At 68.6% G+C, this 14393-nt stretch carries 11 protein-coding genes; 3 read left to right on the top strand and 8 right to left on the bottom strand.

What is annotated here, in order from left to right; genetic code table 11:
• Positions 1-21 precede the first annotated feature (21 nt).
• Both EJO71_RS00665 and EJO71_RS34910 read right to left on the bottom strand, forming a co-directional pair.
• On the bottom strand, positions 22-1662 hold the full coding sequence (locus EJO71_RS00665) for a choline dehydrogenase (protein ID WP_125947277.1): 1641 nt from the start codon (positions 1660-1662) through the stop codon (positions 22-24).
• A 183-nt stretch (positions 1663-1845) separates the two neighbouring features.
• Positions 1846-3483 (bottom strand): methyl-accepting chemotaxis protein, encoded by a 1638-nt coding sequence (locus EJO71_RS34910; RefSeq protein ID WP_125947278.1) that lies wholly within the window; start codon positions 3481-3483, stop codon positions 1846-1848.
• Between the two features lie 382 nt (positions 3484-3865).
• Here EJO71_RS34910 and EJO71_RS00655 point away from each other — a divergent pair, with 382 nt between their 5' ends.
• A complete protein-coding gene (locus EJO71_RS00655; protein WP_125947279.1) occupies positions 3866-4672 on the top strand; it encodes an IclR family transcriptional regulator in 807 nt (268 codons plus the stop codon).
• Positions 4673-4679: 7 nt separating this feature from the next.
• Here EJO71_RS00655 and EJO71_RS00650 read toward each other — a convergent pair whose 3' ends face one another.
• The gene (locus tag EJO71_RS00650; RefSeq protein WP_125947280.1) at positions 4680-5804 is read right to left on the bottom strand and encodes a pyridoxal phosphate-dependent aminotransferase; all 1125 of its coding nucleotides are present in this window, start codon (positions 5802-5804) and stop codon (positions 4680-4682) included.
• 133 nt (positions 5805-5937) lie between these two features.
• On the opposite strand from EJO71_RS00650, the gene EJO71_RS00645 reads away from it, so the two are divergent.
• Entirely contained in the window at positions 5938-7371 is a 1434-nt protein-coding gene (locus EJO71_RS00645; protein WP_125947281.1) for a PLP-dependent aminotransferase family protein, read from the top strand.
• Between the two features lie 64 nt (positions 7372-7435).
• The gene (locus EJO71_RS00640; RefSeq protein WP_125947282.1) at positions 7436-8647 is read left to right on the top strand and encodes a DUF2252 domain-containing protein; all 1212 of its coding nucleotides are present in this window, start codon (positions 7436-7438) and stop codon (positions 8645-8647) included.
• Positions 8648-8824: 177 nt separating this feature from the next.
• Here the strand turns inward: EJO71_RS00640 and EJO71_RS00635 are convergent, their stop codons facing one another.
• The 5 genes from EJO71_RS00635 to EJO71_RS00615 are packed head-to-tail and all read right to left on the bottom strand — an operon-like array spanning position 8825 to position 14386.
• Complete coding sequence (locus EJO71_RS00635; RefSeq protein WP_125947283.1) at positions 8825-9622, bottom strand: sulfite exporter TauE/SafE family protein; 798 nt, start codon at positions 9620-9622, stop codon at positions 8825-8827.
• Positions 9619-11136 carry an AMP-binding protein gene (locus EJO71_RS00630; RefSeq protein WP_125947284.1) on the bottom strand — a complete coding sequence of 506 codons (1518 nt, stop codon included), beginning with the start codon at positions 11134-11136 and terminating at the stop codon, positions 9619-9621. Before EJO71_RS00630 ends, EJO71_RS00635 begins: the two co-directional genes overlap by 4 nt.
• 2 nt (positions 11137-11138) lie before the next feature.
• Complete coding sequence (locus tag EJO71_RS00625; protein WP_125947285.1) at positions 11139-12578, bottom strand: aldehyde dehydrogenase family protein; 1440 nt, start codon at positions 12576-12578, stop codon at positions 11139-11141.
• A gap of 15 nt (positions 12579-12593) precedes the next feature.
• Positions 12594-13580, bottom strand: coding sequence for a tripartite tricarboxylate transporter substrate binding protein (locus EJO71_RS00620; RefSeq protein ID WP_125947286.1), 987 nt, complete (start codon positions 13578-13580; stop codon positions 12594-12596).
• Entirely contained in the window at positions 13577-14386 is an 810-nt protein-coding gene (locus EJO71_RS00615; RefSeq protein WP_125947287.1) for an IclR family transcriptional regulator, read from the bottom strand. Before EJO71_RS00615 ends, EJO71_RS00620 begins: the two co-directional genes overlap by 4 nt.
• Positions 14387-14393 lie beyond the last annotated feature (7 nt).

Genomic DNA, 14393 nt, shown 5'->3' with positions numbered 1-14393 from the left:
TGGGCCCTGGTCTGCAGAAAATCAATGTGCGGCGGCTGCCGCTCTCGCGTCCTCTCTGATCAGGTCGACGGCCTTCTCGGCCATCATCACGGCGGGTGCGTTGGTGTTGCCCGACACCAGCGTCGGCATCGCCGAGCAGTCGATCACGCGCAGCCCCGCCACGCCGTGCACGCGCAGGCGCGCGTCGACGACCGCGAGCGCGTCGGCGCCCATGCGGCAGGTGCCGGTGGGGTGGAAGATGGTGGCGCCGTTGTTGCGACAGAACTCCAGCAGCTCGGCGTCGCTCGAGGCATCGGGGCCGGGCTTCACCTCGCGCTTCACATAGAGCCGCATCGCGGGAGATTCGGCGATTGCGCGCGCTGCCTTCACGCCGGCCACGGTGGTCGCGCGGTCGAGTTCGGTGGCAAGGTAGTTGGGCTGCATCTCGGGCGGCTCGGCCGCGTCCAGCGAACGGATGCGCACATGGCCGCGCGACTCCGGCCGCAGCTGGCATACCGACATCGTGAAGCCCGAGTACGGATGCACCTTGCCGCCCGCCATGTCGGCCGAGAGCGTGGCCACGTGGAACTGGATGTCGGGTGTGGCCGCCACCGGCCGGCCGTCGGTGTCCTTCAGCGCGCGCATGAAGCAGCCGCCCTGGTTGATGCCCACCGCCAGCGGGCCGGTGCGATGCAGCAGCCATTCGAGGCCCATGCCCACCTGGCCGAACCAGGAGTTGAGCTGGTCGTTGGTGGTGATGGGCTTGGTGCACTCGTAGCCCAGGCGGATCTGCAGGTGGTCCTGCAGGTTCTCGCCAACGCCGGGCAGCTCGTTCACGAGCGGAATGCCGAAGCGGTCGAGCAACGCGCGCGGGCCGATGCCGGAGAGCTGCAGCAGCTGCGGCGATTGCAGCGAGCCGGCCGACAGGAGCACCTCGGCGCGGCAGCGCGCGGTCTTCAGCTCGCCGCCTTGCCGGTAGGTGACGCCGGCAGCGCGCCGACCGTCGAACACGAGCTTCTGGGCCATCGCCCCGGTTTCGATGCGCAGGTTGGGCCGTCGCTTCACGGCTGGCGTCAGGTAGGCCTTGGCCGTGCTGCAGCGCCAGCCCCTGTGCGTGGTCAGCTGGTAGTAGCCGGCGCCTTCCTGCACGGCGCCATTGAAGTCGCCGGTGCGCGGCACACCGGTCTGGCCGGCGCCGTCGATGAAGGCCTCGATCAGCTCGTGCCTCGCGGCGATGTCCGAGACCTTCAGCGGCCCCTCGCCGCCGTGGAAGGCGTCGCCGCCGCGCTGGTTGCCTTCCGACCGGATGAAGTAGGGCAGCACCTCGTCGTAGCTCCAGCCGGGGTTGCCGAGCGCGGCCCAGTGGTCGTAGTCCTCGCGCTGGCCGCGGATGTAGATCAGGCCGTTGATCGAGCTCGACCCGCCCAGCGTCTTGCCGCGCGGCCAGTAGATGCGCCGGCCGTTCATGTTCGGATCGGGGTCGGTCTCGAAGCGCCAGTTGTAGGTGGGGCTCCACATCGTCTTGCCGTAGCCGATGGGCAGGTGGATCCACAGCGACCGGTCGGCCGGCCCCGCCTCCAGCAGTAGCACGCGCGTGGCCGGGTCCTCGCTGAGGCGGCCGGCGAGCACGCAGCCGGCGGAGCCTGCTCCGACGACGATGTAGTCGAACTCTTCTTCAGGCATGCAAGGAGGTCCCGGGAAATGCTGGAGGGGCTTGTGGGGCTGGGCGACGGAACAGCCGCTTCGCTCGATCGAATCCTAGGCTATTGATTTTTGGAACGCAATGTTCCATTTTTAGGGTTTTACCCGCATAACGTGCGCCGCCCGGACACCTGCCGGTCACAGGGCGGGGAGCCTCCTCGACGTCTATGCCGGGACGCCTTCCGCCGAGATTCGAAGCACCGGCGTGGAAGCTCGCGCAGGAGAGGCGTCGGCGCGGGCGGCCTTGATCTGGAAGACCGAGATCGCTTGCACCAGTTGGTCGGCCTGAGAGTTCATGCTTTCGGCGGCGGCTGCACTTTCCTCGACCAGCGCGGCGTTCTGCTGTGTCGCCTGGTCCAGTTGCGTCACCGCCTCGCTGACCTGCGCGACCCCGACGCTTTGCTCGGAACTGGCTGCGCTGATTTCACCGACGATGTTCGCGACCCGCCTGATGGCGTCGACCACCTCCGACATGGTGGCGCCGGCGCGATCGACCAGCGCCGAACCGACTTCGACGCGGTCGACACTGGCGTTGATCAGGGCCTTGATCTCCTTGGCGGCATCGGCCGATCGGCTGGCGAGGTTGCGCACTTCGGACGCCACGACCGCGAAGCCCCGCCCTTGTTCGCCCGCACGCGCAGCCTCGACGGCCGCATTCAGCGCAAGGATGTTGGTCTGGAAGGCGATGCCGTCGATCACGCCGATGATGTCGGCGATCTTCTTGCTGCTGTCGTTGATGCTCCTCATCGTCTCGACCACCTGCACCACGACCTCGCCGCCGCGAATCGCCACGGTGCTTGCGCTGTCGGCGAGCATGTTCGCTTCGGTGGCGTTGTGGGCGTTTTGCTTGACGGTGGAGTTGAGCTCTTCCATGGAGGCCGCGGTTTCCTCGATTGAAGACGCCTGGGACTCCGTTCGGCGGGAAAGGTCGCTGTTGCCTTGAGCAATCTCGGCGCTCGCGACAGCGATGCTGTCGGCGGAAGAGCGGACCTGGCTGATGAGACCCACCAACTGGCGCTGCATGGCGACCATGGATGCCAGCACGCTGCCCTCCGGCGCCTTGTGCGCGCCTTCGATTTCGCTCAGGTCGCCTTGCGCGACCCTGTGGGCCGCCACGCTCAGCCTGGCAGGTTCGTCGCCAAGGGCCGAGAAAAGACGATGCGCGATGAAGATGCCGAGCGCCACCGCCGCAATCACGGCAAGGATGCTCAGGGCCAGCAGGAGGGTCCGCTGCTTCGAATAGGCCGCTGCGGAAGCCTCGATGTTTCTCTGGGACATCTCCGCGAGGTAGTCCGTGTACTCCTTCGAGGCGGCGAGAAGTTGCACGAGCAACGGCCTGCATGCGACGTTCATTCTCTCGATGGCCTCGTCGCGCTTGCCCGCGCCGCCGAGTTCGACGATGGACAGCGCGATGGGCAGGTACTCCTTTTCGATCTTCTCGATCCTCGCGAAGATGGCCTGCTCGCGCTGCGTGACGTCCCGTCCTGCGTCGAGTGCTGCCCTGAGCTCCTTCAAGCCGGATTCGAGTTGCTCGTGGCTGCCGACCGCCATCGTCTTCGCCACGTCGCGGTCGGCACGGGAGCCCACGAGCACCATGTCGCGCACGCCGATCGCTCGCCGGCTGGCCGCGACACTGATGTCGGTCGCCAGTGCCTGGCGGTGTGCGATGCCGGCGATGTAACCGGAGAACCGATCGTTGGCTGCACCCAGCGAACGCAGGGCCAGGAGGCTCACGAGCAGCACCAGCAGCGCAAGTGCCGCGAAGGCTCCGGCGAGGAGTTTTCGGGTCGAGAGATTTTTCATGAATCCGATTCCAGGGAGGGGGAGGGCAAAAACGCAAGACGCATTACCGGGAGTGCCGCGCTGTGCGTCGGCCGATCTCCGTGCCTTCCTTTTCGGTCGTGAATGCAGGTTTTTAAGTCCTTCTTTTTCTTTTTCTGCTTTGATAACAAATGATCTGTTTTGTTTACAAGGCAACTTCTCTCATCATTCTTCTTTTTCATCTTCTTTGACGGGCCGTAGCCAGCGCCAGTCTTTCCGTGCCGCAAGCGTGGTTCGGACGGCCGCAAGAAGGTTCGGGGAGGTTCCGGAAGGGCGTGTGCCGGGCGGTGGAACAATCGCTTCGATCGGCCGTGTCCCAGGTCATTGCTCCTCCGAGCGATTTTTCTTTTTCGAGGTTTACCGCATGCCCCGTACCGCGCGCGCGCCAGCCGCAGCGTCTTCCCCGGAAGAACCCGAATCCGCTTCCGCCTCCGGCTCTTCCGCCGAGCGCAGCCTGCGCCTGCTGGCGCTGCTCGCCAGCGAAGGCCGCGCCCTCACGCTCGCCGAACTGGCCGCGCAGCTCGGCCTGCCCAAGGGCACCGCGCACCGCATCTGCACCCAGCTGCTGGCCATCGGATTCCTGGCGCGCGACGTGGACGAGCGCTCCTTCACCACCGGCCCCGCGTTGCGCAGGCTGGCCATCGACACGCTGAACCACGGCGTGGTGCGCGGCCTGCGGCACGAGGTGCTGTCGGCGCTGGTGCGCCAGGTGGGCGAGACCTGCAACCTCACCACGCTCGACGGAGCGCAGGTGCTCTACCTCGACCGGGTGGAAGCGCAATGGCCGCTGCGGCTGACGCTCGACGTGGGCTCGCACGTGCCGCTGCACTGCACGGCCAGCGGCAAGCTGTTCCTGTCGCAGATGCCGGCGAAGGCGCGCGATGCATTCATCGGCGGGCTTCCGCTGGAGCGCATGACGCCCAACACCATCACCAGCGCCGACGCGCTGCGCGCCGAGTGCGAGACGATCGCGGCGCAGGGCTATTCGCGCGACAACGAGGAGTTCATCGCCGGGCTGGTGGCGGTGGCCGTGCCGGTGCGCGACGCGTCGGGCGCGGTGCGCGCCGCGCTGGCGGTGCATGCGCCTACGGCGCGCATGTCGATGGACGATGCGATAGGTCGCATCGACGCGCTGAAGGCCGCGGCGGAGAAGATGGCCGCGCTGCTCTGAAGAAGCTCTAGGCGCTTGCCTCGGTGAGCGCCGCCGAGACGCAGTCCAGCGCAAGCTCCAGATCCTCCGGGGTCGGCAGCCCGAAGCCGAGCCTGAACACCCCCGCCTCGTCGCCGAACCATGCACCGGGCGCGACGCGGGTGCCGCGCCTTGCCAGCGCAGAGTGAAAGCGCTCGACGGCCGCCGCATCGAAGCGCTCGCGCTTCAGGCGCACGCAGCACAGCGCGCCGGCATCGGGCCGCACCCATTCGACGAAAGCGGCGTGACGTGCGACCCACTCTGCCGTGATGCGCAGGTTCCGCGCAAGGTGCGCGCGCCGCTCGCCGACGATGCGCTCGCCTTGCCGGAACACGGCGAGCGCCAGCGCCTCGTCCACTTGGGAGCAGGCGATCACGGTGCTGAACTTCGCGGTCGTCAGCTGGCGGCGCAGCGCGGCGTCGCGCGTGATGGCCCAGCCGATGCGCAGGCCCGCCGCGCCGTGGCACTTGGACAGCGAAGCCACGCAGATGACCCTGGGCCCCAGGCCGGCGCCGCTCGGCGCCGCGGCGTCGTCGCCATGGGCAGCCTCGCGGTATGTCTCGTCGAGCACGAGCCAGGCCTGCGGCGCGTGCTCGGCCATCATCGCCACGATCTCGCGCAGCGTCCGCGCGGGAATTGCGACGCCCGAGGGGTTCTGTGGCGACGCCAGGCTCACCAGCCTCGTCTTTGGCGAGAGCAGTTTTCGCAGCGCGCCGAGGTCGACCCGGTAGCCCGTGTCGAAGCCCAGCGGCAGCGTCAGCGTGCGCGCGCCCACGGCGGTCAGCGCGTTGCGCGCCAGCGGAAACACCGGTTCCGCGACGATGACTTCGTCGCCCGGCTCGCACAGCGTGAACGCGATGAGGAAGAGGGCGTGCATGCCACCCACCGTGACCACCACGTCTTCCGCGTCCACGCCATGCGCCTGTGCGATGGCCTGTCGCAGCTCGGGGCTGCCGGCCGCGCTGCCGTAGCCCAGCTGCATGTCGTCGCCGCCGCCCGGCGCGGTGGACAGCAGCTCCGAAAGGCGCAGGCTCGGCCCCACGCTTTCGGCGAGATCGAAGCGCGGCGCCTCGCCGACGAGGGAGATCATTTCGTTGTCCGGAAAGCGTGCCATGCGTGCCTGCTCCATGCGTTGGTGTCGATGGCGACGATGTTGCGCGGCGGCAGCCTTCGATAACAGCCACAGTTTTCCGAAATTCGCAGCAGTACAGTTGAGGTCGTCCCACCCGGCAGAACAGGAGCGCACCGTGCCGACCCAGCCCCGCTTTCGCTACGAGGAAGTCGCCGATTTCGTCGCCGGCCTGGCCGCCAGGGGCGCGTTGCGGCCCGGTACACGCGCCCCTTCGCTGCGCGACATCAGCACGCAGCAGCGCACCAGCCTGAGCACGGCGGTACAGGCCTATCGCCTGCTCGAGGACCGGGGCATCCTCGAAGCGCGGCCGCAGTCGGGCTACTACGTCGCGAAGGCGGCGCCCGTGCTGCCGGTGCCGGCGGCCACGCGGCCTTCTTCCCGGCCCGCGAAGGTCGAACTCTCGGGGCTCATGCTCGACCTGCTGGCGCATGCGTCGGACGAGACCTTCGTGCCGCTGGGTTGCGCCATTCCGAGCCCGCGACTGCTGTCGTCGTCGAAGCTCGACCGCATCCTTGCGCGCACCGCCCGGGTGAAGGGCGGGCACTGCAACACCTACTCGCCGCCGCGCGGCGAAATCTCGCTGCGGCTGGAAATCGCGCGGCGCATGCTGCGCTTCGGGAAGGCGCTGTCGCCCGAGGACATCGCCATCACCTGCGGCTGCACCGAGGCGCTCGCGCTGGCGCTCGACGCAGTCACCGAGCCCGGCGACGCGGTCGCCATCGAGTCGCCGAGCTACTTCGGGCTGCTGCAGGTGCTGCGCGCGAAGAACCTGAAGGTGGTCGAGCTGCCGACGGATGCGGTCACCGGCATTTCGGTCGATGCCTTGCAGGAGGTGCTGGCCGCTGGCAAGGTGCGCGCCTGCGTGCTGGCGTCGAGCTTCTGCAACCCGCTGGGCTGCACCATGCCCGAGGAGGAGAAGCGCGCGGTGCTGCGCCTGCTGGCGAGGCACCGCGTGCCGCTGATCGAGGACGACGTGTACGGCGACATTCACTTCGGCGAAGAGCGGCCGCTGCCTTTCAGCGCACTGGACACGCACGACAACGTCATCCATTGCGGCTCGTTCTCCAAGACGCTCGCGCCCGGCTACCGCATCGGCTGGATCACCACGGGCCGCCACATGGGGCGCGTGCTCGAAAGCAAGTTCGCCACCACGCTGGCCACGCCCGTGCTCACGCAGGTGGCGCTGGCCGGCTTCCTGCAGAACGGCGACTACGACCGCCACCTGCGCCGCCTGAGGCGTTCGTTCTCAGACACGCTGGAGCGCATGGCGCGCGTGATCGAGCAGGCCTTTCCGCCGGGCACCAGGGTGTCGCGGCCCGAGGGCGGATTCGTTCTGTGGCTCGAACTGCCGAGGCAGGTCGACACCAGGGAGCTGTTTTCGCTGGCGCTGCGAAAGGGTGTCTGCTTCGCGCCCGGCGTCGTGTTTTCCGGCAGCGGAAAGTACGGCCACTGCATGCGCCTGAGCGGCGGCCACGGCTGGGACGCGCGCATCGAGAAGGGCCTGCGCACGCTGGGTGCGATGGTCTGCAGGGCGGCAGCGGGCCGGTGAATATTTTTCTCCCGCTGCGCCTGTTGCCCGAGAATCCGCCACTCATCAAGCGGGAGCCAACAGCATGCCGAATGTCGTGAAAACCATCCGCAACTTCAATGCCAGCCGCGACCCCGAGCGGCTGGCGATGAAATACACCAACCTGCGCTCCAGCCCGTTCGTCTTCCTGCGCGGCACCTGCCACCTGTTCTATGACCGCCTGCCTTCGGGATCGCTATTCACCAAGGCGCCGGCGGCCTGGCTGTGCGGCGACGCCCACCTGGAGAACTTCGGCAGCTACAAGGGCGACAACCGGCTCGTGTACTTCGATCTCAACGACTTCGACGAATCGGCGCTCGCGCCGGTGACGTGGGAGCTGGTGCGATTCCTCACGAGCATCCTGGTGGCCGGCGACGGCCTGTGCAAGACCACCGACGACGCCGATGCGCTGTGCAAGGTCTTCCTCGATTCGTATGCGGGTGCGCTTTCGCTCGGCAAGGCCCGCTGGGTGGAGCGCGACACCGCCGGCGGGCTGGTCAAGGAACTGCTCGACACGCTCAAGGAGAGAACCCGCCCGGTCTTCCTCGACCGGCGCAGCGAACGCAAAGGGCGCAAGCGCCTCATCCGCTGCGACGGCAAGCACGCGCTGGAGGTCACCGACGCGCAGCGCAAGCGGGTCACGAAGCTGGTCGACGGCTTCGCCGCGTCGCAGGCCAACCCGGACTTCTTCAGGGTGCTCGACGTGGCGCGGCGCATCGCCGGCACCGGCAGCCTGGGCGTGGACCGCTACATCATCCTGGTCGAAGGCAAGGGTTCGCCCGACGGCAACTTCCTGCTCGACCTGAAGCAGGCGCTGCCGTCCTCGCTCGCGCCGCACCTGAAGACGAAGCAGCCTGCATGGCCTTCAGAGGCGCATCGCGTGGTCGGACTGCAGCGGCGCATGCAGGCCGTGTCGATGGCCTTCCTGCATCCCATCGTGGGGCCCAAGGCTTCCTATGTGCTGCGCGGCCTGCAGCCCAGCGAAGACCGGGTGATGCTGGACGTGCACCGCACGCGGCTCGGCGACATCAGCGGCGTGATCGCCGAGATGGGGCAGCTCATGGCCTGGGCGCAGCTGCGCAGCTCGGGCAGGCAGGGTTCGGCCATCGCGGACGCGCTGATCGACTTCGGCACCTCGCCCAAGCCGTGGCGCAGGGATCTGCTCGACGCCGCGCACCAGTGCGCTGCGCAGGTGGTGAAGGACTGGGACGTCTACAGCGAGGCCTACGACGCGGGCGTCTTCAAGTCAACTGCCTAGGGCCTGTTCACACTATTTCCAGGGTCGCGTTGGTGCTCCAAGGGGCTGGCTGCAAGGCGCCCGTGCGCAGCAAGGCTGGCGCCTTGCAAGCGCGGGCAACGCCGCAGACGGCCCCTTGGAGCACCAACCCTGGCTGTCCTTCGCGACCCTGGAAATAGTGTGAACAGGCCCTAGGCCTCACCAGACCAGCCCGACCACCGACCGCACCACGCTCACCGTCGCCAACGCAATCAGCAGATTCAGCACCTGCCGCCGGAACTGCTCCGGCGACACGCCCTTGAACGAGCGCTGTCCCCACCAGATGCCCGCGAGCATCGCCGGCGCCAGCCACAGCGCCCACTTGAGCGTGTCGGGCCCCAGCAGGTTGCCCGAGGCGTGCGCCGACGAAGGCATCAGTGCGGCACTGATGAGCGACACCACGTCGCTGAAGAGCAGCAGCGCGATCAGCGTGGCGCGCAATGCCGCAGGCGCCATCTTCGCGGTGCTCAGCAGCACCGCGACCGCGATGCCGCCGATGGCCGCAACGCCGTTGATGAAGCCCGAAGCCAGTCCGGCAACCAGCCGCAGGCCGCGCGTGGATTCCAGCGCGACATGCGCGCCGCCGCGCAGCAGCAGGGCAGCGGCCATCAGCAGCACGCCGATCAAGAGGCGCAGCGGCGTCTCCGGCAGCCATGCGAGCAGCGCCACGCCGATGGGAATGCAGATCAGGTTGCCGAGCATCAGCCAGCCCAGCCACGGCATATCGACGTCGCGCGCGATGCCGCGCAGCTGGCTCAGGCTGGCGAGGATCTCCAGCATGAAGATCGCGGGCACCACCAGCGCGGGCGAGACCACCAGCGACATGCCCGCCACGGTGATGGCCGAGAAGCCGAAGCCCGCGAAGCCGCGCACGATGCCGGCCGCGAACACCACGCACAGGCTGTAGGCCAGCGTCGCCGGCGCCAGCGGCGGCACCAGCAGTTCGGCCGCCGTCATGCCCCGAAGAGCGGCGTCAGCTTCAGTCGCTGCACCTTTCCGGAGGGGCCGCGCGGCAGGTCCTGCACGAAGCGGTAGTGGCCGGGCGCCTTGTAGCGGCCGAGCACGGTGGCGGCGAAGTCGCGCAGCTCTTCCTCGGTGCAGGCGCTGCCTTCGCGCAGCACGATGCACACGCCGATCTCCTGGCCGTAGTGGCGGTCGGGCACGCCCACCGCGGCGGCTTCGAGCACGGCAGGGTGCTTCAGCAGGGCCTCGTCGATCTCGCGCGGCGCGATGTTCTCCCCGCCCTTGATGATTAGTTCCTTGATGCGGCCGGTGACGAAGAAGAAGCCGTCTTCATCGCGGTGGCCCAGGTCGCCGGTGCGCAGCCAGCCGTCGGGCGTGAAGCTGGCGCGGGTGGCTTCCTCGTTCTTGTAGTAGCCGAGCATCACGTTGGGCCCGCGGATCACGATCTCGCCGGTAACGCCGTTGGGCACGGCTGCGAGCTTGTCGTCGACCACGCCGGCCATGCAGCCCGAGGCGCGGCCCACCGAACCGAGCTTGCGCGCGGCCGGGTCCATCGGGTTGGAGAACGAAGGCGCCGCCGTCTCGGTGAGGCCCATGGTCTCGACGATGCCGATGCCGAACATCTGCTCGAAGGCGCGCAGGTGCTCCGGCGGCAGCGCGGCCGAGGCCGAGCGGCAGAAGCGGATGGCGAGCGTCTGCGAAAGCGGCGGCCTGTCGCCTTCGAGCAGGTACGAGATCATGGTGGGCACCACGTTGATCCAGCTGCATTGCGTCTGCGTGGCCTGCTCCCAGAAGCGGCCTGCCGAGAACTTCGGCGGCATCGCGAGGCTGCCGCCATGCGCCAGCGGCGCGAGCATGGTCACTGCGAAGGCGTTGATGTGATAGAGCGGCAGCACTGCGAGCACACGGTCGGAGGGGCGCAGCTCGTGCTCCGCGCTGATGGCGTGCGCGTTGGCAGCGAGGCTGCGGTGCGTGAGCATCACGCCCTTGGGGTTGCCGGTGGTGCCTGAGGTGTACATCAGCAGCGCGACGGCATCGGGCGAGGGCGGCGGCACGTCGTCGGCCGCTTCTTCCTCGCCGGGCAGCGCATCGCCCTCGGGGTCGACCACGATCAGCTTCACGGGCCGGTCGAAGGTGTCGACGATGCCGCGCACGCGTGCTTCCCATTCGGGCGCGACGCAGACCATGCGGCAGTCGGAGTGCGAGAGCACGTAGTGCATCTGCTCGGGCTGCGACAGCAGGTTGACGGGGTTCACGCGGAACCCGCCATACATCGCGCCCAGCAGCAGGCGCAGGGTCTGCAGGCCGTTGGGCATGACGACGGACACGGTATCGCCCGGCTGCATGCCGAGTCCGCGCAGCACGGCCGCAACGCGGCGGCATCCGCGCGCGAGCTCGCCGTAGGCGATGTGCTGTTCCGATTCGGTGGCGCGCGCGTACACCGCGTGCGGCTGCTGCTGTGCCTGGCGCTCGATCAGCGCATGCACCGTGGTGGCGGCCGCCGTCATGGTCACTTCGCGCCGTGGCTGGCGAAGAAGGCGCCGAAGATGTCTTCCTCGCTAGGCACCACCTCGGGAATCGGCCGCGACACGCGCGTGATGTTCAGGTAGTGCCGGTAGTTCATGTTGTCGGAGAAGTTGTTCTTGCCCCAGGTGCCGCAGCCCATCGACAGCGAGAAAGGCAGCCCGTTGTCGAAGCTGCCGCCGGTGGCGATGCAGTGCGCCTGGTCGACGATCACGCGCGACACCGGCAGGGTGAGGCCCAGCGCGAGCGCGCGTTCGGGCACGGCGCTGTGCAGGCCCACCGAGTGGCCCGCACCTTCGTACGAGTAGATGCGCGCCACCGTGGCGGCGGCCTCGTCGAAGTCGCGCGCCGCGTACACCGCGAGCACGGGGCTCAGCTTCTCGCCGGAGAACGGGTGGTCGTGGCCCACGCCGTCCTCGGCCACCATGAGGATGCGCGGGTCGGCCTCGGCAATCGCCTGCCACGCGGCCCGGTTGGCGCCATCGACCTCGGCCGCGCGCTCGGCGATGACGCGTGCCGACTGCCCGATGACGGCGGCCGAGAGCTTGCCCTCGGGCCACATCAGCTTCTGCAGCGTCGCCTTCTGCGCGTCGGCCAGCATCACGGCACCACGGTCCTTCAGCGCCGAGAGCATCTTGGCGCGCACCGCGTCGACGATGACGAGGCTGTTCTCCGACGAGCAGCTCGTCGCGTTGTCGAAGGTCTTCGAGCGCACGATGCGATCGGCTGCGGCTTCCACATCCGCCGTCTCGTCGACGATGCCCGCCACGTTGCCCGCGCCCACGCCGAAGGCCGGCGTGCCGCTCGCGTAGGCCGCGCGCACGTTGGCCTGCGAGCCGGTGGCCACCACCAGGTCGCACAGGCGCATCAGCTCGGCGGTCGACTGCTTGTTGACGGGTGCCGGCAGCAGCTGCACAAGGTCGCGCGGCGCGCCGATGCGGTCGAACTGCTGGTGGATGAATTCGATGAGTCGCACTGCTGTCGACCAGCCCTTGGGCGAGGGCGCGACGATGACCGCGTTGCGTCCCTTGAGCGCATTGATGATCTTGTTGGCCGGTGTCGCGCCAGGGTTGGTCGATGGCGTGATGGCGCACACCACACCCACGGGCCGCGCGATCTCGACGATGCCGCGCGCCGGGTCTTCCGTGATCACGCCGACCGAGCGCGCGCCGTGCAGGTCGCGCAGCAGGCCGAAGGTCTTGCGGTGGTTCTTGCGCACCTTGTCCTCGACGTTGCCTACGCCGGTGTCCTTCACGGCCAGCTCGGCCAGCTCGCGGTTGTGCGCCGGCTCGATGATGGCCCAGCCAGCCGCTACCACGGCGGTGTCGACCTGCGCCTGCGACCAGGTCTCGTAGATGCGCTGCGCGGCGCGGGCGCGCGCCACCAGTTCGGCGATGGGAGAAGAGGGGGTGTTCGGATGTTCCATGGGGACCTGTGCGTCTCAATCGACTTTGATGCTTGCTTCCTTGGCGAGCTTCTGCCAGCGCACGAGCTCGGTGGTCACCACCTTGCCAAGCTGCTCGGGCGTACCGCCCACGCCTTCGCTGCCTTGTGCGAGCAGCTTGTCGCGGATCTCCGGCTCCTTGACGACCGTGTTGATCACGCGGTTGAGCCTGTCGACGGCGGGCTTCGGTGTCTTCGCGGGCACGAACACGGCGTACCAGGAGTCCACGTCGAAATCTGGCACGCCGGCTTCCTGCATCGTCGGGACGTCGGGGAAGGCCGCGCTGCGCTTGGTTGTCGACACAGCGAGCGCCTTGAGCTTGCCTGCCTTCACGAACTGCGCGGCGGCGGGAATGGACACCCACAGCAGCGGCACTTGCCCGCCCATCACGTCGGTCACTGCCGGGCCGCCGCCGCGATACGGCACGTGCGTCATCTGCGTGCCGGTGCGCAGCTTCAGCAGCTCGCCCGCGAGGTGCCCGGGAGAGCCGTTGCCCACCGAGGCGAAGGAGATGCTGTCGGGCTTGGCCTTGGCCAGCGCGACCAGCTCGGCCACCGTGTTCGCCGGAAACTGCGTGTTCGCCACCAGGATCTGCGGCAGCGAGGCGACCATGCCTACGGGCGCGAAGTCCTTCGCGGTGTCGAAGCCCAGCTTGGCGTAGATGGCCGGGTTGATGGTGTGCGAAGACAGAGTGAACAGCACCGTGTAGCCGTCGGGCGCCGACTTGGCCACCAGCTCGGTGCCGATGGAGCCGGCCGCGCCGCCCCGGTTGTCGATCAGCACCGGCTGGCCCAGCAGCGTCGCGAAGCGCTCCTGCACGATGCGCGCGATCACGTCCGTGCCGCCGCCGGGCGGGTAGGGCACGACGAGGCGGATCGGCTTCGTCGGGTAGTCGCCGTTGTCCGCATGCGCCGCGAAGGGCGATGCGAAAGCGGCGAGGGCCAGCAACCCGGCGTGCAGCCAGGGGGCGAGGAACAGCTTCATTCAGGTCTCCTTCTCTTTGCGATGGACATCGGCGACGGCCCGGCCGGTGCGGCGCCCACGCGATAGCCCAGCGTGACGCTGGCATCGCGCGCGCAGGCCATCAGGTGGTCGGCCAGCCCGCGCGCCTGCGTGCGCGCGAAGCGGATCGAGGGCACGCTCATGCCGACGGCCGCCACGGCCTCGCCGCGCGCGTTGAGCACGGGCACGCCGAGGCCGCAGACGCCGATGCGCCATTCCTCGCGGTTCTCCGCGTAGCCGCGGGCGCGCGAGCGTTCCAGTTCGTTGAAGAGGGCGTCGAAGTCGGTGATGCTGTTCTTCGTGTGTGCCACCAGCGTGCCGAGGCACTCCTGCAGCGCGGGCACGCCGAGCCCGGCCGCCGCGAGCAGCGCCTTGCCCGATGCCACGCAGTACGCGGCCGCACGGCCGCCGATGCGCGAGTACGCGGCAACCGGCAGCGGACTGTCGAACTTGTCGAGGTAGACGATCTCGGCGCCGTCGAGCACCGCGAGGTGGATGGTCTCGCCCGTGGCCTGTGCGAGCCGCGAGAGATGGGGCCGCAGCAGCGTGCCGATGTCCGATGCGTCGGACACCATGGACCCCAGTTCGAAGAGGCGCAGGCTGGGTCGGTAGGTGCTCGTGTCCGGGTCCTGCACGGCCCAGCCGCATTCGACCAGCGTCTGCAGCGTGCGGTGCGCGTTGCTGCGCGCCATGCCGAAGGCCTGTGCCAGTTCGGTGACGCGGCATTCGCGCTGCTGGCGCACCATCCATTCGATGGCGGCGAGGCCCTTGGCAAGCGTGGAGTCCATGAAGCTT

Origin of the sequence: Variovorax sp. 679 (assembly GCF_003952185.1) — a bacterium.
Taxonomy (GTDB): Bacteria; Pseudomonadota; Gammaproteobacteria; order Burkholderiales; family Burkholderiaceae_C; genus Variovorax.
This window is presented reverse-complemented; position numbering and strand designations above follow the sequence as displayed.

What these genes read in the sequence shown, in the direction of transcription:
- EJO71_RS00640 (WP_125947282.1), top strand. Translation starts at nt 7,436, where the DNA reads ATGCCGAATGTCGTGAAAACCATCCGCAACTTCAATGCCAGCCGCGAC.
- EJO71_RS00650 (WP_125947280.1), bottom strand. Translation starts at nt 5,804, where the DNA reads ATGGCACGCTTTCCGGACAACGAAATGATCTCCCTCGTCGGCGAGGCG.
- EJO71_RS00655 (WP_125947279.1), top strand. Translation starts at nt 3,866, where the DNA reads ATGCCCCGTACCGCGCGCGCGCCAGCCGCAGCGTCTTCCCCGGAAGAA.
- EJO71_RS00635 (WP_125947283.1), bottom strand. Translation starts at nt 9,622, where the DNA reads ATGACGGCGGCCGAACTGCTGGTGCCGCCGCTGGCGCCGGCGACGCTG.
- EJO71_RS00625 (WP_125947285.1), bottom strand. Translation starts at nt 12,578, where the DNA reads ATGGAACATCCGAACACCCCCTCTTCTCCCATCGCCGAACTGGTGGCG.
- EJO71_RS00620 (WP_125947286.1), bottom strand. Translation starts at nt 13,580, where the DNA reads ATGAAGCTGTTCCTCGCCCCCTGGCTGCACGCCGGGTTGCTGGCCCTC.
- EJO71_RS00630 (WP_125947284.1), bottom strand. Translation starts at nt 11,136, where the DNA reads ATGACGGCGGCCGCCACCACGGTGCATGCGCTGATCGAGCGCCAGGCA.
- EJO71_RS00665 (WP_125947277.1), bottom strand. Translation starts at nt 1,662, where the DNA reads ATGCCTGAAGAAGAGTTCGACTACATCGTCGTCGGAGCAGGCTCCGCC.
- EJO71_RS34910 (WP_125947278.1), bottom strand. Translation starts at nt 3,483, where the DNA reads ATGAAAAATCTCTCGACCCGAAAACTCCTCGCCGGAGCCTTCGCGGCA.
- EJO71_RS00615 (WP_125947287.1), bottom strand. Translation starts at nt 14,386, where the DNA reads ATGGACTCCACGCTTGCCAAGGGCCTCGCCGCCATCGAATGGATGGTG.